Raw genomic sequence first — 25,585 nt, 5'->3', positions numbered from 1 at the left:
GTCAGGTGTTTCCTTCCGAACGGGGCGCGGGGGCGGACGCGGGGGCGCCCTCGGGGCCGGGCTCGTCGGGGAGTTCACCGACGTCGACGCCGCGGACCGGGGCGAGTTCGTGTTTGAGGGCGGCGAGTTCGGCACCGCCGGCCATGTGGTTGGTCAGCTCCTCCAGGGTGACCTGGCTGCGGTCGGCGGACAGTTCCAGGGTGCCGAGGCGGAGCACGCTGAAGTGGTCGCCGACCAGGTAGGCGTGGTGGGGGTTGTGGGTGATGAAGATGACGCCGAGGCCGCGGTCGCGGGCGGCGGCGATGTACTTCAGCACCACCCCGGACTGCTTGACGCCGAGGGCGGCGGTGGGCTCGTCGAGGATGAGGACGCGGGCGCCGAAGTGGACGGCGCGGGCGATGGCGACGCACTGGCGCTGGCCGCCGGAGAGGGTGCCGATGGGCTGTTCGAGGTCGTCGAGGACGATGCCCATGGCACGCAGTTCCTCGTCGGCGGTCCGCTTCATCGTCTCGATGTCGAGGCGGCGGACCGGCCAGGGCCCCTTGGTGATCTCGGAGCCGAGGAAGAAGTTCCGCCACACCGGCATCAGCGGGACGGTCGCGAGGTCCTGGTAGACGGTGGCGATGCCCCGGTCGAGGGCTTCGCGCGGGGTGGAGAAGCGGACCGGTTCGCCGTCGACCAGGAACTCGCCCTCGGTGTGCTGGTGCAGCCCGGAGACGATCTTGATGAGGGTGGACTTGCCGGCGCCGTTGTCGCCGAGCACGCACGTCACCCTGCCCGGCCGGACGGTCAGGTCGACGCCGTGCAGGGCGCGGATGTTGCCGTACGACTTGCCGGCCGCGCGCAGTTCGACGAGGGGGGTCTCGGTCGCGGTGGTCATGGGTGGCTACCTCCGGGTCGCGGTCCTGCGGACCCACAGATTGATCAGGGTGGCGCCGAGCAGCATCACGCCGAGGAAGGCCTTGAACCAGTCGGGGTTCCAGCCGGCGTAGACGATGCCCTGCTGCACCATGCCGAACATGAAAGCACCGAAGACCGGGCCGATCGCGGAGCCGTAGCCGCCGGTGAGGAGGCAGCCGCCGATCACCGCCGCGGCGATGTAGATCAGCTCCTGGCCGACGCCCTCGCCGGACTGCACCGTGTTGAAGGAGAACAGCTGGTGCATGCCGACGAACCAGGCGCCGAAGCCGACCAGCATGAACAGGGAGATCTTGGTGAAGGTGACCGGGACGCCGACGGCGCGGGCGCTGTCCTTGTTGCCGCCGACGGCGAAGATCCAGTTGCCGTACCTGGTGCGCAGCAGGACCCAGGTGGCGAGGGCGGCGAAGACCAGCCACCACACGACGGTGATCTTCACCTGGACGCCGCCGACGTCGAAGGAGGAGGCGAAGAGCGCCTTGGCCTGGCCGAAGCCGTCCATGTCGCTGATGTCGTCGGTGGCGACGTTGCCGGTGATCAGCTTGGTGACGGCGAGGTTGACGCCCTGGAGGATCAGGAAGGTGCCGAGGGTGACGAGGAAGCTCGGCAGTCCGGTCCGCACCAGCATCCAGCCGTTGAACAGGCCGATCGCGAGGGAGGCGACGAGTGCGGCGATCACGCCGACCCAGACGTTCATGGTGAGCTGGTAGCTGATCATGCTGGCGGTGAGCGCGGAGGTGATCACCGCGACGCCGGACGACAGGTCGAACTCGCCGCCGATCATCAGCAGCGCCACCGGCAGGGCCATGATCCCGATGGTGGACGACTGGTAGAGGATGTTCGCCATCGAGCTGCCGTCGCGCACCGCGGGCGCGGCGACCAGGAAGAACACGAACACGGCGACGGCGCCGAGGAAGACGCCGACCTCCGGGCGGGCGAGCAGGCGCAGCGCGGGCGGGCGCCGGGCGGTGCGCCCGTCGGTCTGCCGGGAGCCGGGGGCCGGTGGGGTGGTCACCGGCGGCGCGGCCTGCGGGGTCGTGCTCATCACCGGGTGCCCTTCGCGGCGAACTGCGCGACCTGTTCGACGTTGGACTTGTCGACGAAGGCCGGTCCGGTGAGCACCGGCTGCTCGCCGCCGCCGCTGTAGTTGCCGTTGTTCTCGTAGAGCCACAGGGAGTCGACCGCGAGGTAACCCTGGAGGTAGGGCTGCTGGTCGACGGCGAACTCGATGGAGCCGTCGCTGATGGCGCCGGTGAGCTGCTTGTTGAGGTCGAAGGTGGCGATCCTGGCCTCGCTGCCGGACTCGGACACGGACTGCGCGGCGGTGAGCGCGAACGGGGCGCCGAGGGTGACGACGTAGTCGATGGCGTCGTCCTCCTTGAGCTTGGCGCTGATCGTGGACTTGACCGAGGGCATGTCGGTGCCGTTGACGTAGAGGGTCTCGGTGTCGCCGGAGAAGGTCTTCTTCACGCCGTCGCAGCGCTGGGTGAGGCCGATGTTGCCCTGTTCCTGGATGACGCAGACGGCCTTCTTCGCGCCGGTCTCGTTCAGCCGCTTGCCGAGCGCCTCGCCGGCCACGTTCTCGTCCTGCCCGAAGAACTGCATGAGGCCGAGTTTCTGCCACTCGCTGACCCCGGAGTTGAGGCCGACCACGGGTATCCCGGCGGCCTTCGCCTTGGCGATCACGTCCTTGAGGGCGTCGGGCTTGGCGAGGGTGATCGCGATGCCGTCGACCTTCTGGTCAATCGCGTTCTGCACCAGGTTGGCCTGGTTGCCGGCGTTGGGGTCGGCCGAGTAGACGAGCTTGACGTTGTCCTTGTCGGCGGCGGTCTGGGCGCCCTTGCGGACGATGTCCCAGAAGGTGTCGCCGGGCGACTGGTGGGTGATCAGGGCGACCGTCATCCGGGGTGTGCCGGCCTTGCCCGCGGCGGCGCCCCCGGCCGCCGGCTCCTCGGCCTTCTTGCCGCCGGAGCTGCTGGAGCAGCCCGCGAGGACCAGGGCCGCTGCCGCTGCCACGGCCAGGGCGGAGGTGATGCTGCGGGAGCGGGACGAGCGGTCCCGAGGAGTGCGGTCCATCTTTCCTGCACCTCACTGTGCGACGGGGGAAGCACGGCTCTTGCCTTGCGGCTGTTGCGTCGAGGCCTCGCGGCTCTTGCGTTGAGACCGGATTCCATCCCTTGGCACGCCCCCTGTCAATACTTTGTCAAGACATCATTTCACAAACAGGTCCGAATGTAAGTACAAATGATGGACAAGGGTCGCGCCCGCCGTCTACACCTGGTGACCGACCGCCCACCGGAGGTGTCCCCGTGGCGAGCACCGTCTCCGCACTCGATGCCGTGCGCCTCACCCTCGACCGCACCAGCCCGGTCCCCCTCTACCACCAGCTCGCCCGGCAGCTGGAGGAGGCGATCGAGCAGGGGGCGCTCGCCCCCGGGAACCTGCTCGGCAACGAGACCGGCCTCGCCGCCCGGCTCGGACTGTCCCGGCCGACGGTCCGTCAGGCCATCCAGTCACTGGTCGACAAGGGACTGCTGGTGCGCCGCCGCGGGGTGGGCACCCAGGTGGTGCACACCCAGGTCCGGCGCCCGCTCGAACTGAGCAGCCTGTACGACGACCTGCGCGCCGCGGGACAGGATCCGGCCACCCGCGTGCTGCGCAACGAACGCGTCCCCGCACCCGCCGACGCGGCCGCCGCGCTCGGCGTTCCCGAGGGCACCGAGGTCGTCGTCCTGGAGCGGCTGCGGCTCACCCACGGCCGGCCGGTGGCCTTCCTCCGCAACCACCTGCCGGCGGACCTGCCCGGCCCGGACACCGCCCGGCTGGAGACGACCGGCCTCTACCGCCTGCTGCGCGCCGCGGGCCGCAGCCCGCGCAGCGCCCACCAGACCGTCGGCGCCCGCTGCGCCACCCCGGCGGAAGCGGCCCTCCTCGACGAACCCGCGGGCGCGGCCCTGCTCACCATGCGGCGCACCGCCTACGACGACACCGGCCGCCCCGTCGAGTACGGCACCCACGTCTACCGCGCCTCGCGCTACGCCTTCGACTTCCGGCTGCTGCTGCGGACGTGAGCGGGTGAAGTGCGCCCCGAGCGGAAGCGCTTCAGGACGCCTGCTGCTGTGACGCCAGGAGCCGCTCGGCGCGGTAGGCCGAGGCGTCGAGTTTGGCGAGGACGCCGACGCTGGCCACGTTGGGCAGGATGAGCTGGTAGAGGCGGGAGATCTCCTCGGCCAGGCCGAGCCCGTCCGGCAGCGCCTCGGTCACCAGCTGCACCCCGGTCCAGGCGCCGACGGTCAGCCGTGCGATCTCCTCGGGGACCGCGTGCGGCAGCAACTCGCCGCGCCTCTTGGCCTCGACGAGCAGATCCCGGCCGACGTCGATCCAGTCGGGCCAGCGGGTCCCGAACAGGCCGCGCGCCCGCGGATCGACGGACAGCTGGACGGCGGCCCGCAGCATCGGCTCCCTGGGCAGCCGGTAGGCGAGCAGCAGTCCGAGGTCCACCCACTCCTGGAGCTTGTACGTCTGCGGGATGATCCCCTCGCGGGTCACCGCGCGGGCGAGCACCCCGTGCGCCATGGCCTCCTTGGTCGGGAAGTGGAAGTAGAGGGCGCCGCGGGTCAGCCCGGTCCGCTCCACCAGCGCCGCGATGGTGGCGGCCTCGTAACCGACCTCGATGAACAGGCTCGCCATGGCCTCGAGAATGGAATCACGCGTGCGGATCGCACGCTCCTGCCGCGCCACTCGGCCGCCCCCAGACTCGCCCCCACGTCCAGGGAACGCTGATCACATCAAGTCCTACCGAAGGTTCGGTATGTTACCAAGTCCGGTGCGCGGAGCCGGAGACGGGGGGATTCTCCGGCTCCGCGGACCGCGGCGGGCGTCCGTCACTGGTTGACGAAGCCGCCGTCGACGGGCAGCACCGTTCCGGTCAGGAACGGGCAGCGGTCGCTCAGCAGCCACGCCGCGGCGGCGGCGATCTCCTCCGGATCGGCCGTACGGCCCTGCGGGGTCATCGCGTTGACCGTCTGCTCCAGGCCCGGGTTGCGCCGGAACCAGTCCTCGGTGATCTCGCTGCGCGTGGTGCCGGGGGCGATGGCGTTCACCCGGATGCCCTGCTGGGCGTACTCGTCGGCCGCCGCCCTGGTCAGGCCGACCACCGCGTGCTTGGCGGCGACGTAGGGGGCGGCCGCGGGGATCGCGACCAGCCCCGCCACGCTGGAGTTGTTGACGACGGCGCCCCCGCCGTGCCGCAGCATGGCCGCGATCTCATGGCGCAGGCAGTTCCACACGCCGCGGACGTTGACGTCCATGACGGTGTCGTAGACGTCGTCGGTCATCAGGTGCAGCGGAGTGCGGTCCCCGCCGATGCCGGCGTTGTTGAACGCCCCGTCCAGCCGCCCGTACTCGGTGACGGCGAACTCGACGGCCCGGGCCGCGTCGTCGACGACGGTGACGTCGCAGCTCACGTACGCGGCCTCGGCACCCTTGGCCCGCAGTTCCCCGGTGAGCCGCGCCAGCCGGTCCACCCGGCGGGCGGCGAGCACGACCGTCGCCCCCTCCTGGGTGAACACTTGTGCCGCGGCCGCGCCTATGCCACTGCTCGCTCCGGTGATCAGGACGACTTTCCCGGCGAGGAGATCACTGTTCATGGCGTGTGCCTACCACAGGCCGCGCCAGTGCCCTCAGGTCCGCCGCGTACTTCGCGACAAGATCGCGGGAGAGGCTGGGGATGTCCTGGTGGGCGCCGATCCCGCCGGTCCGCACCGCCGCGCGGAACCGCTCGGAGGGGATGACCGATCCGGGCACCGGCTCCTCGGGCTCCTTGAAGCCGTGCAGGATGGGCAGCGCGGCGTATTGCCGCTGGTCCTCGGGCAGGGCGCGCATCGCCGCCTCGAACCGGACGTACCAGTCGGCGTAGTCCTCGACCCGTTCGATGCGGTGCCCGGACTCCGTCAGCCAGTCGACGAAGGTGTCGAGGGAGACACCGTCGTCGTGGGGGTTCACGAGACTGAACGTCCGGTACTCGTCGGTCGCCCCGTCGCGGCCGCCGAGCGCGACGACGGCGGCGGCCGTGAAGTCGACGGGCAGACCGTCGTAGTGGGCCCTCGCGCCGTCGGCGCGGTAGAAGCTGCGCGGCGCGATGCCGGTGGCGAGCACGCTGAACAGCAGCCGGCTGAACATGTCGGGGACGTTCAGCTGTCCGCCGTACCGGCTGTGCGCCAGGATCATGTTGGACCGGAACGTGGTCACCGGCAGCCCGCACAGGTCGTGCGCCTCCCGCAGCAGCACCTCACCGGCCCACTTGCTGGCGGCGTAACCGCCGGCGTAGCCCCCGTCGACGGGCAGCGCCGGCATGGCCTCGCGGACGTCGGAGTCCTCGTCGAGCGCGGGCTGTCCCGGGCGGGCGGTGGCGACGGCGACGCTGGAGATGTACGTGACCGGCTTCATCCGGCGGGTCAGCGCCAGCTGGATCAGCTCGGCGGTGCCGACCACGTTGGCGTCGAACAGGTGCGGGTACGGCAGCACGTGGTTGACCAGGGCGCCCGCGTGGACGATCAGGTCGACCTCGTCGGCCAGCCGGTCCCAGGTGGCCTGGTCCAGCCCGAGCCGCGGCTCGGCCATGTCGCCCGCGATCACCTCCAGACGGTCCGCGGCGAGCTTCTCGTAGGTGCGGACCAGCTCCGGGTCGCCGCTGTCGAAGGCGGCGTCCAGGCGGCGCCGGGCCGCCTCGGCGTCCTTGCCGCGCACCAGCGCGATCAGCCGGCCGCCGGCCGGTAGTTCCTCCAGCCACTGCAGGGCGAGGAACCGGCCGAGATAGCCGCTCGCCCCGGTCAGCAGCACGGTCCGCGGCGCCCCCTGCGGCCGGGGCAGCGCCGCCGCGTCGGTGAGGGTGCGCGCGTCGATGAACCGGTCGAGCGTGAGGTCCTTGGCGTACACCTCGGTGGAGTCCGCGCCGTGCACGGAGGCGAAGGTGGGCCGGTCGGCGGACTCCCCGCGCCTGGCCTCGATGTGCTCGGCGAGGTGCCGCAGGTCGTAGGCCGGGCTGATGACCATGTCGACCGGCACACGGACGCCGAAGGTCTCCTGCAGCAGGTTGGCGAAGGACACCGCGGACAGCGAGTCGCCGCCCAGGTCGCGGAAGTGGGCGCCGGGGCTCACCTCGGCGGCCGTTCCGGCCAGCAGCGCCCGCGCGGCCCGCTGCACCGTCTCCAGCACCGGCCGGTTAGCGCCCGAGCGGCGGATCTCCCGCAGCTCCTCGTCCTCGCGGCGGGCGGTCTCGGCGTAGAGCTGTTCCAGCCGCTCGCCGTACCGCTCCACCAGCCGTGGCCACAGCAGCTTGCGGTGGTCCGAGAGCAGGCCGTTGGCCTGGCTGAACGGTTCCGTCTCGATGAGGACGTCACGGGGGATCTCGTACGAGTTGAGCCCGGCCTCCTTGGCCAGGTCCTGGAACGACACGCTCAGCCGCCGCTTCAGCTCCCGCTCGTCCGCGCCGAACTCGCGCTGCGCGTCGGGGGTGGGGACGACCACGGCGAGCAGGTAGGAGCGCTCGCTGTTGCCGTACACGAAGATCTGCCGCACCAGCGGGCTCGCCGCGAAGACGGCCTCCAGCCGGGAGGTGGCCACGAACTCGCCCTGCGACAGCTTCAGGACGTTCTTGCGGCGGTCCACGATCGCGATCCGGTCGGGGCCCAGCTCCGCGACGATGTCGCCGGTCTTGTAGTAGCCGTCCTCGTCGAAGAGTGCGGCGGTCAGCTCGGGCTGCTTGTAGTAGCCGGGGATGATGGCGTCGGTCTTCAGCAGGAGCTCGCCGCGCGGGTGCGGCGAGTCGGTGCGGAAGTAGCCGAGTTCGGGCACGTCTGCGAGCTTGTAGTCGGTGACCGGCGGGCGCAGCAGCACGCCGTCGACGGACACGCCGGCGGCCTCCGTGGAGCCGTAGACGTTGTGCAACTCAAGGCCCAGCAACGACTCGGTGAACGCGGTGAGTTCGGCGGACAGCGGGGCGGAGCTGCAGCTGGCCCAGGTGACCCGGCCGCCGAGGACGTTCTCGCGGATGTCGGTGCGCACCTCGGCCTCGGCCGCCTCGCGGTCGGCGCCGGCGGCGACCCGCCGGTCGACCTCGCTGCGGAACCGCTGGTGGAGCATCTCGCACACCCGCGGCACCAGGGACAGCTCGGTGGGGCGCGCGAGGGCGATGTCCTCGAAGAACGTCGACAGATCACTGCTCGCGGTGAAGTAGCTGGTGCCGCCGCGCACCATGGTGGCCTTCAGCGAGGAGTGCCCGGCGACATGGCTCATCGGCATGTAGTGGAAGGTGACCGCGTAGCTCTCGTCGAACAGCTTCGCCCAGGCGCCGCCCCACATGGCGCCGGCCAGCCGTTCGGTGTACATGGCGCCCTTGGGGGTGCCGGTGCTGCCGGAGGTGTAGATGAGCATCGCCAGCGGGTCCTCGCCGTCGGGCGCCGCGTACAGCGGGGCCTCGGGCAGGGCGGTGCCCCGCTCGACGAGGTCGGTGAGGGAGTCCACGACGACGCCGGGGCGGGTCTCGGCCAGGCGCGCGCGGGCCGCGGCGTAGCTCTCGCGGTGGTCGTCCGCCTCCGGGTGGTAGTCGAAGACCACCACCCGCCGCACCGACGCGTTGTCGCGTATGAGGTCGACGGCGGCGTCGAGCCGCTCCAGGCTGGTGGCCACGACGAACGGCTCGGTCTCCGCGAGGATCGACCTCAGCTGGGCCGGCGCGGCGCTGGTCTGCAGCGGGACGGTCACGGCCCCGAGGTGGATGCAGGCGAGGTCGATCGTCGTGTAGTCGCGGCTGGTGAAGCCGAGGATGGCGACGCGCTCGCCGGCCCTCAGCGGGTGTTCCGGGTGGTGGTGCCACTCGCCCGCCACGGCGCGGACCCGCGCCCACAGGTCGCGGTAGCTGGTCGTCTCGTAACGGGGCAGCAGCCGGATGACGGTCCGGCCCGTCTCGGCGTCCCGGGCGTACTCCTTCACACGTTCGCCGATGGCGGGCCGGTCCGCGTGGCGCTCCATGACGGATGCCACCACCTGGGCAAGTCGCATTTCTGGGTCTCCGCGTCGCATGGTGGGCCGACTTCAGGGCTGGGGAAGCGTGACGGCTGGGGCGCGCGACGTCCGGGTGCCCGAGCGGGCGGCGTCGCGGGTCTCGCGGGCCGCCGGTGCGGATCGGCCCGTGCCGTTTCCAGCTCTCACCCGATGCTAGGCACGGTGCACGCGATCCCCGAGTGATCCACCGACGATCTGTCAGGTCGCGACGACGATCCGTCAGGTTGCGCGGACGATCCGTCAAGTCGCGGGGGAAGGTCCGTCGGGTCGGTCGGTGGGATCCGTCAAGTCCGGCGCCGGTCGACGTGTTCGCCATGTCGCGGTGTGCCCGGCCGGCCGCGGGATCCGGCCGCTGCGCCGGGCGCAGACCCGCCGCGGTCAGGGACGCAGCAGCACCTTGCCCGTGGTGCGCCGGGCCAGCAGATCCTCGTGGGCCCGGCGGGCCTCGGTCAGCGGGTAGGCCGGGTGCACCACCGGCTTGAGCCGGCCGCGCGCGGTCAGGTCCAGCAGTTCCCGCAGGGGTTCGGTGAAGGCACCCGGCTGGGCCAGCGTGGGGCGCAGCCAGAAGCCGACGACGGCGGCGTTCAGCCGGCTGAGGCGAGCCGGGTCGACGGGGGTGAAGCCGGTGCGCGCCGAGTTGCCGTAGGTGACGAGGCGGCCGCCGGAGGCCAGGGAGTCCAGCGCGCGGTCGAACAGCTCACCGCCGACCGCGTCGAGGATCACGTCGGCCCGCTCGGGCAGCGGGTGGTCCACGACGGCGTCGGCGCCGAGATCCAGGGCGAGCTGCCGTTTCCCGGGCGAGGAGGTCTGCGCCCAGACCCGTCCGGCCCCGAACTCCCTTGCCAGCTGCACGGCGAGGCTCCCGACACCGCCGGCCGCGGAGTGCACGACCACGGTCTCCCCGGAGCGCAGCCGGGCCGCGGTCCGCAGCAGGTGCCAGGCGGTCAGGCCCTGCACCAGCAGGGCGAGGGCCGCCCCGGCGTCCAGGTCGTCGGGGATCTCCACGAGCGCGGACCGCTTCGCCACGGCCTGTTCGGCGTAGCCGTGGGAGACGCGGGCCAGTACGCGTCTGCCGTCCTCGGTACGGCCGACGACCTCGCTGCCGGGGATGTACGGCAACTGGTCGGCGGCGAGGTAGGAGCCGTCCACCTGGTGGGTGTCGGCGTAGTTCACTCCGGCGGCCTCGACGGTGACCAGTACTTCGTCCGGTCCCGGCCGCGGGGCGGGGACATCGACGGCGGCGAGCACTTCCGGACCGCCGAAGCGGTCGAACTGGATGGCGATCATGACAGGTACGATATTCCGCCAGGGTCGGTAACGTGCCGTCCATCTCTTCTTGGTGACGTGGTAAGAGTGAAGCGGTGCACGGGGACGTGCGCCCGCGGGTCCTCTGTGTCCGGTGCCCGGCGTCGCCGCCCGGCACGTCCGCGTGCGGGTCACCGCTCCTCGCCCACCACTCCTCTTCCTCCCTCTTCCGGAGTGCGCAACGTCATGCAGGACCGTGCCGCAAAGACGCGTCGTCAACTGATCCAGTCCGCCGCCGAGGTCTTCGGCCGGTCGGGCTTCGCGGGATCCTCGATCGGACAGATCTGCGCCCTGGCCGGGGTGAGCCAGGGTGCGCTGCACTTCCACTTCCGCAACAAGCGGGCCCTGGGCGAGGCCGTGGAGTCGGCCGCGGCCGAGATCCTGTGCCGTATCACCGCGCCGGATCCGCACGCCCAGCACGCCCAGTACGCGCAGCACGCGCAGCACGCGCCGCTCCAGCTGCTGGTGGACATCTCGCACCGGCTGGTCCGGCGCGTCTGCCAGGACCCCGTGCTCAGGGCCGGTTTCGGTCTGGCGCACGACGCCGCCTGGGGCAGCGGCTCGGTTCTGTGGCCGCTGTGGCGCGACCGGGTGCGCGGGCTGCTCACGGCCGCCCGGCACCAGGGCAGTCTGGCCCCCGGCGTGGACATCGACGAGGTGGTCGCCACCGTGACGGCGGTGACGGCGGGGGTGGAAGGGCTGGAGCGGGGCCGGAACTGCCCGCCGTCCGCGTCTGCGATGACCCCGTTCTGGCGGCTGGTGCTGCCCCAGCTCACCGCGGAGGGCGTGCGCGACCGGATCGACCCGACGGGCAGCGGCGTCGCCCTGGCCGTCGAACCGCCCGCGCCGGACTGGCGGTTCGACGACTGGCCGGTCTCCGAGGGCTGCGCCACCGCCCCGGCCGGGCGGGAAGTCTGCTGCGTCCCATAGGGGTGTCGCCAGGGGGTCCGCCGGCTCGTGGTGCCCGCACCTCGCGTCGCCCTCACAAGGACAGGCCTGCCTGGGCACCGGCACCCCGTCGTGTGCCCCGCTCCCAGGGTGGCGTCGCGCGCTACAGGGCCACGAGCGGTTCGGCCTCGTAGGCGCGGTGCAGCAGGGCCAGGAAGTCCGGGGCATCGGGCAGGTGCGCGGTGCCGATGCGGTGGACCGCGACGCCGGGTGTCCAGGAGTTCATGACGGCCGCGCCCGCCAGGCCGGGCAGGTCCGCGGCCCTGATCTCCCGGTCGCGCTGGGGGACCCCGAGGCGCTCCAGCTGCCGGCGGACGATCCCCATGGTGACTCCGCCGAGCATCTCGGCCACCGGCCACACCACGCAGGAGCCGTCCCAGAAGGCCAGGTTCCAGATCGAGGCCTCGCTCAGCCGGCCCCGGCGGTCGGTGAAGGCGACGTCGTCGTACCCCTGGCCGGCGGCCCGCCGCAGGAAGTAGGTCTTGGCCGGCTCGCCCACGTGTTTCACCCGGGGCAGGAACCGCTCGTGCTCCACCTCGGCCAGTGCCAGCGGACCCCGGGGGCCGGTGGCCGGCGGTCCGGTACGGACGAGGAGTTCGGGTTCCTCGCCGGGCGCGGCCACGGTGAACTCGCCGGACGGTGAGTAGACGGTGGCCGTCAGTGAGAGGTCGGCCGGGGCGTCGGCCAGGGCCGCGCGCAGCCAGGACCGCACCCGCTCGTCGGGCAGGGCCCGGCCGAACAGTTCGGCCGAGCCGTGCCGCAGCCGTTGCAGGTGCAGGTCGAGGCCGCGCACCCGGCCGGCGCGCACCTGCATCGCGGTGAAGTGGGCGTATCCGGCGAAGGCGAGCGGGGCCAGGTCGGCGGCGGTGGCCGGTCGTTCGTTGCGCCTGGTGTTCATCGCATGGGTGGTCGTCATACCGTGCCAAACGACCCCGCTCCCGGACGGACACCCGAGGTGCCGGCCGGGCAGCGGGTGTCCCGGTCAGCCTCCCGCGACGACCGGGAAGGTGCGCACAAGGACGGGCTCGGCCCGGTTCGACCCGGCCCGCAGCGCGCGCTGCTCCATCCCGTCGAGCAGGGTTTCCAGCCCCGTCTCGAAGTCCTCCTCCGTGGCCCGCAGCGGGGACTGCTCCGGCTTGCCCGCGCCGGGCAGCAGTTGCTGCGACAGGTGCTGGATGCACACGCCCTGGACGTACGACCACACGGCGATCGAGAAGGACCGCGCCAGGTCGGGGTCGTCGGTGAGACCGGCGAGCGCGTCCACCATCCAGTCGAGGCACGTGGTGTCGGAGAAGTGCCGGGCGGAGCTCGAGGTGACCAGCGCCCAGGGATGACGGCAGTACACCTCCCAGTCCAGTCGCGCCGCGAGCCGCATCGCCTCCCGCCAGTCCGGCGGCGCGGGTTCGGGGTAGGGGTGTTCGTCGCATGCCGCCTGGGTGATCGCGGTGAGCAGCGCGTCCTTGTTCGCGACATGCCGGTACAGCGACATGACGCCCGAGTCGAGCTCGGCCGCGAGGCGTCGCATCGAGAGCGCGGCGACCCCTTCGGCATCGGCGATGCGCATGGCGGCCGCCACGATCGCGCCGCGCGACAGGCTCGGTGAACTCACTTGCCTGCCTTGTGTCTTGATGGCCATGGGGTAGTATAACCGGCAGCTTGCGTACGACGTACGCACAGAATTCGCGTACGATGTACGCCACCTCTCGCGTACTATGTACGCATCCTGATCGCGTACGACGTACGCCGGGCAATTCGCGTACGCCGTATGCAGCGTTCGAACCTCTTCGCACCTTCTCCTGGAAAGGTTGCCCCCGTGACCTCCCTCGACTTAGTCGCGGAGCGTGCCGACCGGCGGGCCTGGCTCGGCCTCCTGATCGTGCTCGGCCCGGTCGCACTCGTCGCGATGGACGGCTCCGTCCTGTACCTCGCGATGCCGAGCATCACGTCCGCGATCACACCGAGTACCGATCAGGCTCTGTGGATCCTGGACATCTACGGCTTCGTGGTCTCGTCCCTGCTCATCGCCTTCGGCAACCTCGGCGACCGCTACGGCCGGCTCAAGTTCCTGCTGAGCGGCGCGCTGGTGTTCGGTCTCGGCTCGGTCGGCGCGGCGTTCTCCCCGAACCCTGAAGTGCTCATCGCCTGCCGCGCGCTGATGGGTCTCGGCGGCGCGACGCTGCTGCCCTCCGGCCTGGCGATCATCAGCAGCCTCTTCCACAACCCGAGGCAGCGCTCCCAGGCCATCGGCATCTTCGCGGCGACCTTCGCCGCCGGGTTCGCCGTCGGTCCCGTCCTCGGCGGTCTGCTGCTGAGCCGGTTCGACTGGGGTGTCGTCTTCCTCATCAACATCCCCGTCGTGGTGCTGTTCCTCGCCTTCGCGCCGGTGCTGCTGAAGGAGGTGCGCACCACCAACCCCGGCCGGGTGGACGCCCTCAGCGTCGTCCTGTCGGCCGTCGGCATCCTGCTGGTCGTCTACGCGGTCAAGTCGGCCGCGGCGGAGGGCTTCTCGTCGACGCAGGCCGTCACCGGTGTCGTCGGCCTGGCGATCCTGACGTGGTTCGTGCGCCGGCAGCTCACGCTGGAGTACCCGCTCGTCGACCTGCGGCTCTTCAAGGACCACGTGTTCACCGTGGCCATCCTCACCGGCCTGCTGTCGCTGGTCGCGTGGGCGGCCGCCGGATACCTCACCGGCGTGTACCTCCAGTCGGTCCTCGGCTACACCGTGCTGACGGCGGCCCTGCTGGTCCTCCCCGGCGCGGCCGTCCTGACCGCCGCGTGCATCGGGGCCAGCGGCGTGGTCGAGCGGATCGGCATGCGGTCGGCGCTGATCGCCTCGCACTTCTTCATGGGCGTCGGCCTGCTGCTTCTGCTGCTGACGACCACCGAGCACGGGGTGGCGGCGTTCATCGCCTCCTCCGTCGTCACCGGCGTGGGCTACGGCTTCTCCTTCAGCCTGGTCGCGGACACCGCCGTCGCGGCGGTGCCGTCCGAGCGGGCCGGGTCGGCGGCCTCGCTCGCCGAGATGAGCAACGAGCTGGGCAACGCGCTGGGCATCTCCCTGCTCGGCTCGCTCGCCGCCCTCTGGTTCCGGCTGACCGGCCCCGACGTGGCGGGCACGCTGAACGAGACGCTGGACAAGCCGGGCCTGACCGCGGGCACGATCGCGGAGGCCAAGGACGCCTTCCTGAACGGTATGCACGTCGCGATCGGCGTGGCGAGCCTGCTCTGCCTGGCCCTGGGCGTGCTCGCCCTGCGCTGGGTGCCGAAGGAGCAGCCGGCCGCGGAGGCCGAGAAGGTCGCGGCCGCGCAGTAACGGCCACGCAGCGGCGTGCGGACACTCCCGCCCCGCGGACCGGTCCCCTCTCCCGGGGGCAGGCCCGCGGGGCCGTGTCGTGTGACCGCGACCGTTCCGGCCCCACGCCGGTATTCCGAGCCGTACACTTCGTGCGGTGTTAAAGTACCGGATCACCGTTCGGTTTTGGCCATGAAGAAGTGGAACCCGGGTCCGGGTTTGGGGCGTTGCGGGAGGCGCTGCGTGGGGAGGCAGGAACGAGCGGTGCACACCCGGAGGTTGATCCTGGAGGCAGCCGCCGAGCTGTTCAACGAGTACGGGTACGACGCCACCACGATCGGCGGCATCATCGAGCGCACCCGGCTCACCCGCGGCGGACTGTACTTCCACTTCGCCTCGAAGGAACAGCTGGCGCGGGCCGTCCTCGACGAGGCGGCGGCGCTGGACCGGGTGCCGGCGCAGGCCCTGAAGCTGCAGGAATGGGTGGACCTGGCGCTGCTGCTCGCCGTCCGGCTGCCCGAGGACCCGCTGCTCGGGGCGGCCGTCCGGCTGTCGGTGGACCTCAGGGCGCGCCGGCTGCTCGGCAGCCGGTGGCCCCAGTGGGTGGGCGCGGGCGAGTCGCTGCTGGCCGAGGCCAAGGAGCGGGGTGAACTGCTCGACCATGTCGAACCGCCGGAGGTGGCACGGCTGCTGGCCGGGGCCTGGACGGGCATCCATCTGATCACCGAGACGCTGCCCGACGGCGGCCTGCCCCAGGAGATCTCCTCGTTCCTCGAGCTGATCCTGCCCAACGTCGCGCACTCGGGCGTGCTGGCGAAGCTGGACACCTCTCCGCACCGCGCCGCGGCCCTGGTCTCCGGGCGCACCGCCGCCCGGCTGTCGCCTTGAGAGTGGCCGGTCTGCCGTCAAGTGGCGCAAACATGTCGGTACCCGGGCGGCTCCCCTTATAAAGAAACAGGACGTCGGTCCTGTTTCTCTGACTCGGGGGGGCGGTCTTGGAGAGATTCGGCGAGCACGGCGACGCGGCGGGCGCGTGCCCGGCGGCGGCTCTGGACGCGGAGGCCTGCCGGCAGCTGTTCGGGTCACTGCATCGCAACGGGCAGCGGCTGAAGGCCGAGCAGTACGTGCGCGGGCTGCTCTCCGTGCCGGGACGCAAGACGCTGCGGAACCTCGCGGCGCGGTTCGACGGTGCGGCGGCGCAGCAGAGCGTGCACCACTTCATCACCACCTCGCCCTGGGACTGGCTGCCCATCCGGCACGCCCTGGCCCGGCAGACCCAGCGGACCCTGGCCCCGCAGGCGTGGGTGATCGACACCACGCTGATCCCCAAGGCCGGTCCGTACTCCGTCGGCACCGACCCGCAGTCCACCGCGCTGGGCACCGTCAACGGCCAGCAGGCCGTGGGGACCTGGCTGGCGTCGGAGCGCACGGCGGTGCCCGTCGACTGGCAGCTGCGCCTGTCCGACCGCTGGCTGGCCGACCCGCTCCGGCGGCGGGCCGGTGTCCCCGAGGACGCCGCGCTGGGCACGGTCGAGGAGTGCGTACGGCGGGCCGTGACCGGGCTGCTGGACATCGCGGGGATGACCCGGCTGCCGGTGGTGGTGGACGTCGCGGAGCTGGACGGCGTGTCGGTCGCGCGCTTCCTGCTGTCCACCGGCCTGCCGTTCGTGGTGCGCACGAGTGCGACGGCACCGGCCCGCATCGACCGGTCGGAGCTGCCCAGTTACGGCAATCTGCTGCGCAGCGCGGGGGAACTGGCCGAATCTCTGCCGCAGTTGCGGCAGCGCGCGAACCCCGGCGACGGCTGCACGACGGCCATGGCGGTGCCCGTGCTGATGTCGCGCTGCCCGCGGGACGCGATGACCCTGCTGGTGGAGTGGCGTCCCGGCCGGCGCGTCGACCGCAGGCTGTGGCTGACCAACCTGGACGCCTCCCGTCTGGTGCCGGCGTTACGGCTCACCCGGCTGCCCGGCGTGGTCGCCCGGGTCTTCTCCGAGGTCTCCGACGACGTCGGTCTGCGGGACTTCGCGGGGCGGTCGTTCCCCGGCTGGCACCGGCACATCACCCTGGCCTCCGTCGCCCATCTGGTGGCCGCCTGGGCGCGCGAGGACGCGGAGCGGCCCGCCGCGCGCCAGGGCGGCGGGACCGCCGTGCCGGATTCCGGAAGGATGTCACCCGGCCAACGGGACTACCATCCGGTAACTTGACACTCTCGCCCGGTCGGTCATGACTCATGCACCCCACAGCCCCTTACCCTCTGTGCGGGCTCCACCGAGCACCCCCCTGCGATCACGTGCCACAGCACGGGTAGGACCGGTAATTGAGGAGTTTCATGCTCAGCCTCGACCTGCGCCCCACGACCGCACAACGAGGGACACCCCCCACCCCCCTTCCACCCGGCTCCCATGACGCAGTCCTCACCGAGATCTCCTCGGTCCTCTTCGCCTCGCTCTCCAGAAGCGACCAATGCAGAAAGGCCATGCAGTACCTCCGCGGTCTGCTGGAGACACAGGGCCGGAAGTCCATACGCAACATCGCGGCGCTGCTCGGCGAACAGGTCTCGGAACAGAACCTCCACCACTTCATCTCGTCCTCGACCTGGGACTGGAAGCCCGTCCGCCAGGCGCTCGCCCGCCACTGGATCAATGTCGCCCCGCCGCGGGCCTGGGTGGTCCAGCCGGTCATCATCCCCAAGACCGGACGGCACTCGGTGGGCGTGGACAAGCACTTCTTCCCCACCCTCGGCCAGGTCCTCAACGCCCAGCGCGCGATCGGCGTGTGGGCCGCGTCGGACCACATGAGCGCCCCGGTCAACTGGCGCCTCCACCTGCCGCGGACCTGGCTCCAGGACGAACTGCGCCGCAGCCAGGTGGCCATCCCCGACGGGGTGCCCGCGGAGACGATGAGCGAATGCGTGGTCCAGGCCTGCCAGGACGCGGTGACGCGCTGGCGGCTGCCGGTGCGGCCGCTGGTGCTCGACTCGTGCGAGGTGCACGCCGTCCCCATCTTCGAGCGGCTGCACGCCGCGGGTCTGCCCCTGCTGGTGAGCGTCTGCGAGGACCAGCCGCTCACCGTGGCGGACCCAGCCGTGCCCGGCGCCGGCCGGGAGCCGCTGACCGCCGAACAGATCATGATCACGGCCAGGGGTCTGCGCCGGCCCGTGGTGGCCGGGGGCCACGCTCCGGGCACCGCGCCCCGGACCCACTGGGCCGCCACGGTACGCGTCGGGCTGCCGAACCAGCCGCGACCGGACTCCGGGCCGGGCGAGGTGATGCTCCTCGGCGTCGGCGACGAGAACGGGCACTGGCCCGCCAAGCTGTGGCTGACCAACCTCAGCACCACGGCGCCCGCCACCCTGGTGCGGCTGAGCAAGCTGGCCGACCGCGTCGACCGGGACTTCGCGGAGATCGCCGACCGGGTGGGCATCCGGGACTACTCCGGGCGATCCTTCGGCGGCTGGCACCGCCATGTCACCCTGGCCTCCGCCGCGCACGCGGTCGTCGCCCTCGCCCGCAACGCTCGGTGACCCCAGCCTGAGCGTCCGTTCCGCCGGTCCTTTCGCGTCTTCCCCCGCATACGCGCGAGTACCGGGAACTTCACGGGAATTCGACCGGCACGCTGCGGCCGGCCTACGGCACGGTGCGCGCCGACCTGACAGATCGACGATCACTTGACGGATTCCGCGTCACCTGACGGACTACCGCCCACGTTGTTGGTGACGCCGCGGATTCCGTCGGACGATCGGTGACGCCCGGGGAATTCCGGCTTTCGGTCCGCTCTCCCGGACCCCTTCCCCCGGCTTTCTTCTTCACTCTCTTGCGTCCCGTGTCGCCTACGCCTCATCGCGATTGGAGAAACCAGTGGACAACGCTCTGCTCGATATTCGATATGAACAGGCGTTGCAGCAGCCACCGTGGGAGGACGAGGAGCAGTTGCTGCGGGTGCGCAAGGAACTCGCCGCGCGGCCCCCGCTCGTCGGCGCCGAGGACGTGCGCACCCTGCACTCCATGCTGGCCAGGGTGGCCGCGGGTGAGGCCCACGTGGTGCAGGCGGGCGACTGCGCCGAGGACACCGCCGAGTGCACCCCCGGCTATGTCGCGCGCAAGGCGGGCCTGCTGAACCTGCTCGCCGGGTCACTGGAGATGGACACCTGCCTGCCGGTGGTCCGCGTCGGCCGGCTGGCCGGCCAGTTCGGCAAGCCCCGGTCGCGTCCGACCGAGCGGGTCGGCGACCGGGAACTGCCGGTCTACCGCGGCCACATGGTCAACAGTCCGGAGCCCGACCCCGAGGCGCGCCGCCCCGACCCGCAGCGGCTGCTGTCCGGCTACGAGGCGGCCCGCGACGCCATGGGGTACCTCGGCTGGCTCGGCGCCCCCGGCACGGCCCGCATCGGCGCTCCCGTGTGGACCAGCCACGAGGCGCTGCTGCTGGACTACGAGGTGCCGATGCTGCGCCGGCAGGAGGACGGGCGGCTGCTGCTCACCTCCACGCACTGGCCCTGGATCGGCGAGCGGACCCGGCAGCTCGACGGCGCCCACGTCGCCCTGCTCGCCGAGGTCGTCAACCCGGTGGCGTGCAAGGTCGGCCCCGGTATGACGGTGGACGAACTGCTGGCCCTGTGCGAGCTTCTCGACCCCCGTCGCGAGCCCGGCAGGCTCACCCTCATCGCCCGGATGGGCGCGGGGACGGTCGCCGAGCGACTGCCCTCGCTGGTGGCCGCCGTACGCGCCGCCGGACACCCGGTGATCTGGCTGACCGACCCCATGCACGGCAACACGGTCAGCACACCCGACGGCCTCAAGTCCCGTTACGTCGAGACGGTCACCCGCGAGGTGGACGAGTTCCAGCACGCGGTCGCCGCGGCGGGCGGTGTCGCGGGCGGACTCCACCTGGAGACCACCCCCGACGACGTCACCGAGTGCGTCCGCGACGCCTCCGAGGTCGGTCTCGTCGGCGAGCGCTACACGAGCTTCTGCGACCCGCGGCTCAACCCGGCCCAGGCCCTGTCCGTGGTCTCGGCCTGGTGGCTGACCGGCCGCGGCACCCAGCCGGCCGCGGCGTAGCCCCGTACGGCCGCGCGGGGCCGCAGCCCGGCCCGTACGCCGACGCCCGGACCGTACGCCGGCCCCCGAGCCGTACGCCGCGCCCCGGACCGCACGCGGACGCCCGAGCCGTACGCCGTCGCCCGAGTCGCACGGTCGCCGCGCCGGCCACCGCCCCCGGCCGTGCGGCCCGGCCCCCGGTCCCGGCCCCCGCCGGCCACCCCACAGCCCTTCGCCCTGGGCCCACGGCCCCTGCCCGAGGAGAGGAAAGACATGGCGGGCATACCCCCCATCGAGCCGTATCCGCTGCCGTCGGCGGACGACCTGCCCCGCAACACCGCCCAGTGGTCCGCCGACCCGGACCGTGCGGTGCTGCTCGTCCACGACATGCAGCGCTACTTCCTGCGCCCGTTCCCCGCGTCCCTGCGCGACCCGCTGGTGAGCAACGCCGCGCTGCTGCGCGAACGCGCCGTCGCGGCGGGCGTGCCGGTCGCGTACACCGCGCAGCCCGGCGGCATGACCGAGGAACAGCGCGGCCTGCTCAAGGACTTCTGGGGTCCCGGCATGCGCGTCGACCCCGCGGACCGCGAGGTGGTCGAGCCGCTGGCGCCGGGCCCGGACGACCGCGTCTTCACCAAGTGGCGCTACAGCGCCTTCTTCCGCTCCGGACTGCTGGACTGGATGCGCGAACTGGGCCGCGACCAGCTCATCGTGTGCGGCGTGTACGCGCACGTCGGGGTGCTGATGACCGCCGTCGAGGCCTTCACCCACGACATCCGTCCGTTCCTCGTCGCCGACGCGGTCGGGGACTTCTCCGCCGAGTACCACCGGCTGGCCGTCGACTACGCCGCCCAGCGCTGCGCCGTCGTCACCACCACCGGCACGGTCCTCACCCAGCTCGGCACCCGCACGACGGCGGGAGCGGCCGCATGACCGCGCCCGCCGACCTCCTCGCCCGGGTGCTCGCCCCGCACCCGCCCGCCTTCGCCCTGCTGTACCGCCCGGAGACCGCCGGCCGCGGCACCGTGGACGTCCTGCTCGGCGACATCTCCACCCCGCGGACCCTGGCCGACCTGCCGCTCCCCGAGCACCCGCGGCCCGCCGCCGGCCCCCGGCACGAGCTGCTGACCCTCATCCCCTACCGGCAGATCGCCGAACGCGGCTTCGCCGCCCCCGACGACGGCGAACCGCTGATCGCGATGACCGTCACCGACCAGGCCCCGCTCCCCCTCGACGAGGTGCTGCGCCGGCTCCCGGACACGCCGATCGAGCTGACCGGCGGCCACTTCGACGTGGACGACGACACCTACGCCGAAACGGTCCGCCGGGTCATCGCCGACGAGATCGGCACCGGCGAGGGCGCCAACTTCGTCGTCAAGCGCTCCTTCGTCGCCGACATCACCGGCTACACCCCGCACAGCGCGCTGTCGTTCTTCCGCCGGCTGCTGCGCGGCGAGTCCGGCGCCTACTGGACGTTCGTCGTCCACACCGGCGACCGGACCTTCGTCGGGGCGACCCCCGAACGGCACGTCAGCCTCTCGGACGGCACCGCCGTGATGAACCCGATCAGCGGCACCTACCGCTATCCGTCCACGGGCCCCGCCCTGCCCGAGGTGCTGGACTTCCTCGCCGACCGCAAGGAAGCCGACGAGCTGTACATGGTCGTCGACGAGGAGCTGAAGATGATGGCCCGGATCTGCGACTCGGGCGGCCGGGTCGTGGGGCCGTACCTCAAGGAGATGGCCCGGCTCGCGCACACCGAGTACTTCATCGAGGGCCGCAGCACCCGCGATCCGCGCGAGATCCTGCGCGAGTCGATGTTCGCCCCGACGGTCACCGGCAGCCCGCTGGAGAGCGCCTGCCGGGTCATCAGCCGCTACGAGCCGGAGGGCCGCGGCTACTACAGCGGCGTCGTCGCCCTCATCGGCCGGGACGCGCGGGGCGGCCATGCCCTGGACTCGTCCATCCTCATCCGCACCGCCGACATCGACGCCACGGGCCGGGTGCGGATCGGCGTCGGCGCCACCCTCGTCCGCCACTCCCGGCCGGAGTCCGAGGTGGCCGAGACCCGGGCGAAGGCGGCCGGACTGCTCGCCGCGCTCCAGACCGACGCCCCGGCGGACCGGGCGCCCTCCGCCGCCGTGCGCTTCGGCGACCACCCGGACGTCCGGGCCGCGCTGGAGCGGCGCAACACCTCGCTCGCCGGCTTCTGGCTGGCCGGGGACGCCGACCGGACCCGCACCGCACCGGATCTGCCGGTCAGCCGGGTGCTGGTGGTGGACGCCGAGGACACCTTCACCTCGATGATCGACCACCAGCTCCGCTCGCTGGGCCTCGACGTGACGGTCCGCCGCTTCGACGAGCCGTACTCCTTCGACGGGCACGACCTCGTCGTCATGGGCCCGGGGCCCGGCGACCCGCGCGACACCGGCCACCCCAAGATCGCCCATCTGCGCTCGGCGATCGACACCCTGCTCGCCGAGCGGCGGCCGTTCCTCGCCGTGTGCCTCAGCCACCAGGTGCTGAGCATGCGGCTCGGCCTCCCCCTGGTGCGGCGGGAGGTGCCCAACCAGGGCGTGCAGCACGAGATCGACCTGTTCGGCTCCCGTGAACGGGTCGGCTTCTACAACACGTTCGCCGCGCGCAGCGCCGAGGACAAGGCCGACTGCCCGGGCGTCGGCGTGGTGGAGGTGAGCCGCGACCCGGGGACCGGTGAGGTGCACGCCCTGCGCGGCCCGCACTTCGCCTCGATGCAGTTCCACGCCGAGTCGGTGCTCACCCAGGACGGCGTGCGCATCGTCGGCACCCTGATGAGCGAGGTGCTGGGCGCCCGGCTGTGAACCACGCGGGCCGGCCGGCCACCGCGCCGGCCGGCCCGCGGGCGATGTCACCCGCCACCGCCCCCGGCTGCTCACCGGCACCGCACCCGGCACGTCCCCCGACCCCCGACGTCCCGAACGACGTCCCGACCGACATCCCACCCGTCAGTTCGCCTGATAGGACGACCTGCCCATGCCCCCGGACGCCCCGCTCCCCCGCACCGCCCGCATTCCCGGATCCAAGAGCCTGACGAACCGCGCGCTGCTGCTCGCCGCGGCGGCGCCCGGCACCAGCCGCCTGTGGGCGCCCCTGGTCAGCGACGACACCCTGGCCTTCCGCACCGCGCTCACCGACCTCGGCCTCACCGTGGACGCCGGTCCGGAGGACGCCTACTGGGACGTCACGGGCACCGGCCGGGGCCCGGCCGGGCAGGCGGCGGCGCGCGTCTGGTGCGCCGACGCCGGTACGGCGGCCCGCTTCCTGCCGCCCTTCGCCGCGACCGGCGACGGCACGTTCCGCTTCGACGGCTCCGCGCAGCTGCGCGCCCGGCCGCTGCGGCCCCTGCTGGACGCCCTCGGCGAGCTCGGCGCCACCGTACGGGCGGCCGAGGAGGGCCGGGCCGCGCCGGACGCCCTGCCGTTCGAGGTGACCGCGGCCGGGCTGGACGGCGGTCGCATCGTCGTCGATTCCGGCATGAGCAGCCAGTACCTGTCCGGACTGCTGATGGCGGCGCCGCTGATGCGGCAGGGCCTGGAGGCCGACGCCCGCTCGCTGGTCAGCCGCCCGTACGTCGACATGACCCTGGCGCTGATGCGCCGTTACGGTGCGCAGGTCGAGACTTCGGCGGACCGCATCCGCGTCCTGCCCGGCCGCTACCGCCCCACGGACCTGGCCATCGAGCCGGACGCGTCCACGGCGTCGTACTTCTTCGCGGCCGCCGCGGTCACCGGGCGCGCCGTCACCGTGCCGGGTCTCGGCACCGGCAGCCTCCAGGGCGATCTGCGCTTCGTGGACGTGCTGGCGAAGACGGGGGCGCGGGTGAGTGTCGGGGCCGGCGCCACCACCGTGAGCGGCGGCGGGCCGCTGCGCGGCGGTTTCGACGTCGACATGGGCGAGATCTCGGACACCTTCATGACGCTGGCGGCGATCGCGCCCCTCGCCGACGCCCCCGTGACCATCCGCGGCATCGGCCACGCCCGGCTGAAGGAGTCGGACCGGATCGAGGCCATGGCGGCCAATCTGCGCGCCTGCGGCATCCGGGTCGAGGAGGGGGCCGACCGGATCACCGTCCACCCCGGCCGCCCGGCCCCGGCCCGGATCGCCTGCCGCCGGGACCACCGGATCGCCATGTCCTTCTCGGTCCTCGCCCTCGGCTCCGGCGTCCCGCTGGAGCTGGACGACCCGGGCTGTGTGGCCAAGACCTTCCCCGGGTTCCACGCCGAGTTCCGGCGGCTGTTTCCCGAGATCACCGCGAGCAGTGAGGAGCACCGTTGAGCAGGTTGCGGTGGCTGACCGCAGGAGAGTCCCACGGCCCGGCGCTGGTGGCGGTCCTTGAGGGCCTGCCGGCCGGTGTGCCGGTCACCACGGAGATGGTGGCGGATCACCTGGCGCGGCGGCGGCTCGGCCATGGGCGCGGTGCGCGGATGAAGTTCGAGCGGGACGAGGTCACCTTCCTCGGTGGTGTCCGGCACGGCCTGACGCTGGGTTCCCCGGTGGCGATCATGGTCGGGAACACCGAGTGGCCGAAGTGGGAGCAGGTCATGGCGGCCGATCCGGTCGACCCGGAGGTGCTGGCGGGGCTGGCGCGCAACGCGCCGCTGACCCGGCCGCGGCCCGGTCACGCGGATCTGGCGGGCATGCAGAAGTACGGCTTCGAGGAAGCGCGGCCGATCCTGGAGCGTGCCTCGGCGCGGGAGACCGCGGCGCGGGTGGCGCTGGGCGCGGTGGCGCGGTCGTACCTGAAGGAGACGACCGGGATCGAGATCGTCTCGCACGTGGTGGAACTGGCCTCCGCCAAGGCGCCGTACGGGGTGTACCCGACGCCCGCGGACGTGGAGCGGCTGGACGCGGACCCGGTGCGGTGCCTGGACGCGGACGCGTCGAAGGCGATGGTGGCGGAGGTCGACCAGGCCCACAAGGACGGCGACACCCTCGGCGGTGTGGTGGAGGTGCTGGCGTACGGCGTGCCGGTGGGCCTCGGCTCGCACGTGCACTGGGACCGGCGTCTGGACGCGCGCCTGGCCGCCGCCCTGATGGGCATTCAGGCGATCAAGGGCGTCGAGGTCGGTGACGGTTTCGAGCTGGCGCGGGTGCCCGGCTCCAAGGCGCACGACGAGATCGTCGGCACCCCGGAGGGCATCCGGCGCGTCTCCGGGCGGGCCGGTGGCACCGAGGGCGGCCTGACCACGGGTGAGCTGCTGCGGGTGCGCGCGGCGATGAAGCCGATCGCGACCGTCCCGCGCGCGCTGAAGACGGTGGACGTGGTCACCGGGGAGGCCGCCGCCGCCCACCACCAGCGCTCCGACGTCTGCGCCGTGCCGGCCGCGGGGATCGTCGCCGAGGCGATGGTCGCGCTGGTGCTGGCGGACGCGGTGGCGGAGAAGTTCGGCGGTGACAGCGTCTCCGAGACCCGCCGCAACGTCACCTCCTACCTCGACCATCTCCCGGTCCGATGACGGGGCCGCTGGTCGTCCTCGTCGGTCCGATGGGCGTGGGCAAGTCCACCGTCGGGCGGCTTCTCGCCGAGCGGCTCGGGGTGGGCTACCGGGACACCGACGACGACATCGTCGCCGAGCAGGGACGCGCCATCGCCGACATCTTCGCCACCGAGGGCGAACCCCACTTCCGCGCCCTGGAGAAGCGGGCCGTGCGCCGGGCGCTCGCCGGGCACGACGGCGTCCTGGCGCTCGGCGGCGGCGCGGTCCTCGACCCGGACACACGCGCGCTGCTCGCCGGGCAGCGGGTGGTGTACCTGACGATGGAGGCCGGGGAAGCGGCCCGGCGCATCGGCCCCGACACCACCCGGCCCCTGCTCGCGGTCGACCCGCAGGAGCGGTGGCGGGCGCTGGCGGAGGCCCGCCGGCCCCTCTACACCGAGGTCGCCCGCGCGATGGTCGCCACGGACGGCCGCACCCCCGCCGAGGTCGCGCGAGCCGTCCTCGACGCGCTGGAGCTGAAGCACGCATGACGGCGGCAC

Annotated in this window: 21 protein-coding genes; 12 read left to right on the top strand and 9 right to left on the bottom strand. The window is 72.4% G+C overall.

The genetic code is table 11. From position 1 onward, the window contains the following. Nucleotide 1: 1 nt before the first annotated feature. From G7Z13_RS30545 to G7Z13_RS30535, 3 genes are read right to left on the bottom strand one after another with little or no spacing between them, the layout of a single operon-like run. Nucleotides 2-880: an ATP-binding cassette domain-containing protein gene (locus tag G7Z13_RS30545; protein ID WP_166003596.1), complete on the bottom strand. Its 879-nt coding sequence runs from the start codon at nucleotides 878-880 to the stop codon at nucleotides 2-4. A gap of 6 nt (nucleotides 881-886) precedes the next feature. Then, nucleotides 887-1,963: an ABC transporter permease gene (locus tag G7Z13_RS30540; RefSeq protein WP_166003594.1), complete on the bottom strand. Its 1,077-nt coding sequence runs from the start codon at nucleotides 1,961-1,963 to the stop codon at nucleotides 887-889. Continuing rightward, nucleotides 1,963-2,994 carry a sugar ABC transporter substrate-binding protein gene (locus tag G7Z13_RS30535; RefSeq protein WP_166003592.1) on the bottom strand — a complete coding sequence of 344 codons (1,032 nt, stop codon included), beginning with the start codon at nucleotides 2,992-2,994 and terminating at the stop codon, nucleotides 1,963-1,965. The genes G7Z13_RS30540 and G7Z13_RS30535 overlap by 1 nt, the downstream gene beginning before the upstream one ends. Nucleotides 2,995-3,227: 233 nt before the next feature. Between G7Z13_RS30535 and G7Z13_RS30530 the strand changes: the two genes are divergently transcribed. After that, nucleotides 3,228-3,989, top strand: a complete 762-nt coding sequence (locus tag G7Z13_RS30530) for a GntR family transcriptional regulator (protein ID WP_240926399.1) — start codon at nucleotides 3,228-3,230, stop codon at nucleotides 3,987-3,989. A 31-nt stretch (nucleotides 3,990-4,020) separates the two neighbouring features. Here G7Z13_RS30530 and G7Z13_RS30525 read toward each other — a convergent pair whose 3' ends face one another. From G7Z13_RS30525 to G7Z13_RS30510, 4 genes are all read right to left on the bottom strand, one after another. Beyond that, on the bottom strand, nucleotides 4,021-4,659 hold the full coding sequence (locus G7Z13_RS30525; protein WP_166003590.1) for a ScbR family autoregulator-binding transcription factor: 639 nt from the start codon (nucleotides 4,657-4,659) through the stop codon (nucleotides 4,021-4,023). Between the two features lie 143 nt (nucleotides 4,660-4,802). Continuing rightward, nucleotides 4,803-5,567, bottom strand: coding sequence for a glucose 1-dehydrogenase (locus G7Z13_RS30520; protein ID WP_166003588.1), 765 nt, complete (start codon nucleotides 5,565-5,567; stop codon nucleotides 4,803-4,805). Continuing rightward, a complete protein-coding gene (car, locus tag G7Z13_RS30515) occupies nucleotides 5,557-8,979 on the bottom strand; it encodes a carboxylic acid reductase (RefSeq protein WP_166003586.1) in 3,423 nt (1,140 codons plus the stop codon). Before car ends, G7Z13_RS30520 begins: the two co-directional genes overlap by 11 nt. Nucleotides 8,980-9,360: 381 nt before the next feature. After that, the gene (locus tag G7Z13_RS30510) at nucleotides 9,361-10,269 is read right to left on the bottom strand and encodes a zinc-binding dehydrogenase (RefSeq protein ID WP_166003585.1); all 909 of its coding nucleotides are present in this window, start codon (nucleotides 10,267-10,269) and stop codon (nucleotides 9,361-9,363) included. Nucleotides 10,270-10,473: 204 nt separating this feature from the next. Between G7Z13_RS30510 and G7Z13_RS30505 the strand changes: the two genes are divergently transcribed. Beyond that, the gene (locus tag G7Z13_RS30505; protein WP_166003583.1) at nucleotides 10,474-11,217 is read left to right on the top strand and encodes a ScbR family autoregulator-binding transcription factor; all 744 of its coding nucleotides are present in this window, start codon (nucleotides 10,474-10,476) and stop codon (nucleotides 11,215-11,217) included. 121 nt (nucleotides 11,218-11,338) lie between these two features. Here G7Z13_RS30505 and G7Z13_RS30500 read toward each other — a convergent pair whose 3' ends face one another. Further along, nucleotides 11,339-12,151 carry an aminotransferase class IV family protein gene (locus G7Z13_RS30500; RefSeq protein ID WP_166003581.1) on the bottom strand — a complete coding sequence of 271 codons (813 nt, stop codon included), beginning with the start codon at nucleotides 12,149-12,151 and terminating at the stop codon, nucleotides 11,339-11,341. 66 nt (nucleotides 12,152-12,217) lie between these two features. Then, complete coding sequence (locus G7Z13_RS30495) at nucleotides 12,218-12,844, bottom strand: TetR/AcrR family transcriptional regulator (RefSeq protein WP_166003580.1); 627 nt, start codon at nucleotides 12,842-12,844, stop codon at nucleotides 12,218-12,220. A gap of 294 nt (nucleotides 12,845-13,138) precedes the next feature. Between G7Z13_RS30495 and G7Z13_RS30490 the strand changes: the two genes are divergently transcribed. The 10 genes from G7Z13_RS30490 to G7Z13_RS30445 all read left to right on the top strand — a co-directional run bounded on the left by G7Z13_RS30490 (nucleotide 13,139) and on the right by G7Z13_RS30445 (nucleotide 25,576). Continuing rightward, nucleotides 13,139-14,548, top strand: a complete 1,410-nt coding sequence (locus G7Z13_RS30490; RefSeq protein ID WP_240926548.1) for an MFS transporter — start codon at nucleotides 13,139-13,141, stop codon at nucleotides 14,546-14,548. Nucleotides 14,549-14,791: 243 nt separating this feature from the next. Continuing rightward, nucleotides 14,792-15,415 carry a ScbR family autoregulator-binding transcription factor gene (locus G7Z13_RS30485; protein ID WP_240926397.1) on the top strand — a complete coding sequence of 208 codons (624 nt, stop codon included), beginning with the start codon at nucleotides 14,792-14,794 and terminating at the stop codon, nucleotides 15,413-15,415. Nucleotides 15,416-15,522: 107 nt separating this feature from the next. Then, entirely contained in the window at nucleotides 15,523-16,734 is a 1,212-nt protein-coding gene (locus tag G7Z13_RS30480; protein WP_166003574.1) for a transposase, read from the top strand. Between the two features lie 125 nt (nucleotides 16,735-16,859). Beyond that, nucleotides 16,860-18,053 (top strand): transposase, encoded by a 1,194-nt coding sequence (locus G7Z13_RS30475; RefSeq protein WP_277347427.1) that lies wholly within the window; start codon nucleotides 16,860-16,862, stop codon nucleotides 18,051-18,053. Nucleotides 18,054-18,387: 334 nt separating this feature from the next. Further along, nucleotides 18,388-19,590 carry a 3-deoxy-7-phosphoheptulonate synthase gene (locus tag G7Z13_RS30470; protein WP_166003572.1) on the top strand — a complete coding sequence of 401 codons (1,203 nt, stop codon included), beginning with the start codon at nucleotides 18,388-18,390 and terminating at the stop codon, nucleotides 19,588-19,590. A gap of 252 nt (nucleotides 19,591-19,842) precedes the next feature. Next, nucleotides 19,843-20,502: an isochorismatase family protein gene (locus tag G7Z13_RS30465; protein ID WP_166003570.1), complete on the top strand. Its 660-nt coding sequence runs from the start codon at nucleotides 19,843-19,845 to the stop codon at nucleotides 20,500-20,502. Continuing rightward, on the top strand, nucleotides 20,499-22,409 hold the full coding sequence (locus tag G7Z13_RS30460; protein ID WP_166003568.1) for an anthranilate synthase family protein: 1,911 nt from the start codon (nucleotides 20,499-20,501) through the stop codon (nucleotides 22,407-22,409). The genes G7Z13_RS30465 and G7Z13_RS30460 overlap by 4 nt, the downstream gene beginning before the upstream one ends. Before the next feature lie 172 nt (nucleotides 22,410-22,581). After that, complete coding sequence (aroA, locus tag G7Z13_RS30455) at nucleotides 22,582-23,883, top strand: 3-phosphoshikimate 1-carboxyvinyltransferase (RefSeq protein ID WP_166003566.1); 1,302 nt, start codon at nucleotides 22,582-22,584, stop codon at nucleotides 23,881-23,883. Next, entirely contained in the window at nucleotides 23,880-25,064 is a 1,185-nt protein-coding gene (gene aroC / locus G7Z13_RS30450) for a chorismate synthase (RefSeq protein ID WP_166003564.1), read from the top strand. The genes aroA and aroC overlap by 4 nt, the downstream gene beginning before the upstream one ends. Next, the gene (locus tag G7Z13_RS30445; RefSeq protein WP_166003562.1) at nucleotides 25,061-25,576 is read left to right on the top strand and encodes a shikimate kinase; all 516 of its coding nucleotides are present in this window, start codon (nucleotides 25,061-25,063) and stop codon (nucleotides 25,574-25,576) included. The genes aroC and G7Z13_RS30445 overlap by 4 nt, the downstream gene beginning before the upstream one ends. Nucleotides 25,577-25,585 lie beyond the last annotated feature (9 nt).

The sequence above is a fragment of the Streptomyces sp. JB150 genome (assembly GCF_011193355.1).
Classification (GTDB): domain Bacteria; phylum Actinomycetota; class Actinomycetes; order Streptomycetales; family Streptomycetaceae; genus Streptomyces.
Note: the sequence above shows the minus strand (reverse complement) of the source record. Positions and strands in the feature narration are given on the sequence as shown.

Bases quoted from the DNA above. Each gene is read 5' to 3' on its own strand.
- car (WP_166003586.1), bottom strand. From the start codon at position 8,979: ATGCGACTTGCCCAGGTGGTGGCATCCGTCATGGAGCGCCACGCGGAC.
- G7Z13_RS30540 (WP_166003594.1), bottom strand. From the start codon at position 1,963: ATGAGCACGACCCCGCAGGCCGCGCCGCCGGTGACCACCCCACCGGCC.
- G7Z13_RS30465 (WP_166003570.1), top strand. From the start codon at position 19,843: ATGGCGGGCATACCCCCCATCGAGCCGTATCCGCTGCCGTCGGCGGAC.
- G7Z13_RS30445 (WP_166003562.1), top strand. From the start codon at position 25,061: ATGACGGGGCCGCTGGTCGTCCTCGTCGGTCCGATGGGCGTGGGCAAG.
- G7Z13_RS30520 (WP_166003588.1), bottom strand. From the start codon at position 5,567: ATGAACAGTGATCTCCTCGCCGGGAAAGTCGTCCTGATCACCGGAGCG.
- G7Z13_RS30505 (WP_166003583.1), top strand. From the start codon at position 10,474: ATGCAGGACCGTGCCGCAAAGACGCGTCGTCAACTGATCCAGTCCGCC.
- aroA (WP_166003566.1), top strand. From the start codon at position 22,582: ATGCCCCCGGACGCCCCGCTCCCCCGCACCGCCCGCATTCCCGGATCC.
- G7Z13_RS30490 (WP_240926548.1), top strand. From the start codon at position 13,139: ATGGACGGCTCCGTCCTGTACCTCGCGATGCCGAGCATCACGTCCGCG.
- G7Z13_RS30460 (WP_166003568.1), top strand. From the start codon at position 20,499: ATGACCGCGCCCGCCGACCTCCTCGCCCGGGTGCTCGCCCCGCACCCG.
- G7Z13_RS30500 (WP_166003581.1), bottom strand. From the start codon at position 12,151: ATGACGACCACCCATGCGATGAACACCAGGCGCAACGAACGACCGGCC.
- G7Z13_RS30545 (WP_166003596.1), bottom strand. From the start codon at position 880: ATGACCACCGCGACCGAGACCCCCCTCGTCGAACTGCGCGCGGCCGGC.
- G7Z13_RS30535 (WP_166003592.1), bottom strand. From the start codon at position 2,994: ATGGACCGCACTCCTCGGGACCGCTCGTCCCGCTCCCGCAGCATCACC.
- G7Z13_RS30510 (WP_166003585.1), bottom strand. From the start codon at position 10,269: ATGATCGCCATCCAGTTCGACCGCTTCGGCGGTCCGGAAGTGCTCGCC.
- G7Z13_RS30475 (WP_277347427.1), top strand. From the start codon at position 16,860: ATGCTCAGCCTCGACCTGCGCCCCACGACCGCACAACGAGGGACACCC.